This is a genomic window from Arenimonas sp. (assembly GCF_019459675.1).
Classification (GTDB): domain Bacteria; phylum Pseudomonadota; class Gammaproteobacteria; order Xanthomonadales; family Xanthomonadaceae; genus Arenimonas.
In genome coordinates, this window is sequence record NZ_JAIBFH010000018.1 from 1 (window position 1) to 1,043 (window position 1,043).

Below are 1,043 nucleotides of genomic sequence, written 5' to 3' on the forward strand. Positions count from 1 at the left end.
CCCCCCCCCCCCCCCCCCCCACGCCGGCGCAGGCCTGCGTGGCGGTGGGCGAAACGGTGGCCGCGGGCCAGCGAATCGGCGTCGCCGACGGTGACGTCAGCGCAGACGTGCATTCGCCCTGCGCGGGACGCGTGCTGGCGGTGGCGCCACGTGCACTGGCCCGCTTCCCCGGCCTTGAAGCCGTCCACGTCAGCCTTGAAACCAGCGCCGCGCCACCGCCGCAGCGGCTTGCCCCGATGGACTGGCAGGCCAGCGACCCGACTGCGCTGCGCGAACGCCTGGCGGCGGCGGGGCTGGTCGGGCTGGGCGGCGCCGGCTTCCCCACCGCCGGAAAGCTGTCGGTGGCGCGCGACCTGCTGGTGCTCAACGGCGCCGAGTGCGAGCCGTGGATCGCCTGCGACGACGCGCTGCTGCGCGAGCACGCCGACGACGTGGTTCGCGGTGGCCGACTGCTGGCGCGCATGGTGGGCGCCAGCCGCGTGCTGCTGGCGATCGAGGACACGATGATCCAGGCGCTTGCGGCCGCGCGCGCCGCAACGGCGTCCCAAGGCGACGGCGCCGTGGAAGTGGTGGCCGTGCCGACCGTCTACCCCCAGGGCGGCGAACGCCAGCTGATACAGGTCCTGACCGGGCAGGAGGTGCCGCGCGGGCGCCTGCCGCGCGACATCGGCGTGATCGTGCAGAACGTCGCCACGGCCCGCGCCGCCTGGCTTGCGGTGACGCAGGGTGAAGCGCTGGTTTCGCGGGTGGTCACGGTGACCGGGCCCGGCGTGGCGCAGCCCGGCAACTTCGTGGTGCCGCTGGGAACATCGGTGGCGCATGTGGTGGCACAGGCGGGCGGCTACACCGAGGCCGCGGTGCGGCTTGTGCTGGGCGGCCCGATGATGGGCCAGGCGCTGCCGCACGACGACTTCCCGCTGGGCAAGCAGGACAACTGCGTGCTGGTGCTGTCGGCCGAGGCGGGCACCCACCCCGAGCCCCGAAAGCCCAGCATACCCAGCGGCGCCAGCCCCCGCCCCAGCCCCGCCCCGCAGCAGGCTCCC

At 75.2% G+C, this 1,043-nt stretch carries 1 protein-coding gene; it reads left to right on the plus strand.

What is annotated here, in order from left to right:
- A partial coding sequence (locus tag K0M70_RS00690; protein WP_290777941.1) for an RnfABCDGE type electron transport complex subunit C occupies positions 1-1,043 on the plus strand: 1,043 nt, incomplete at both ends.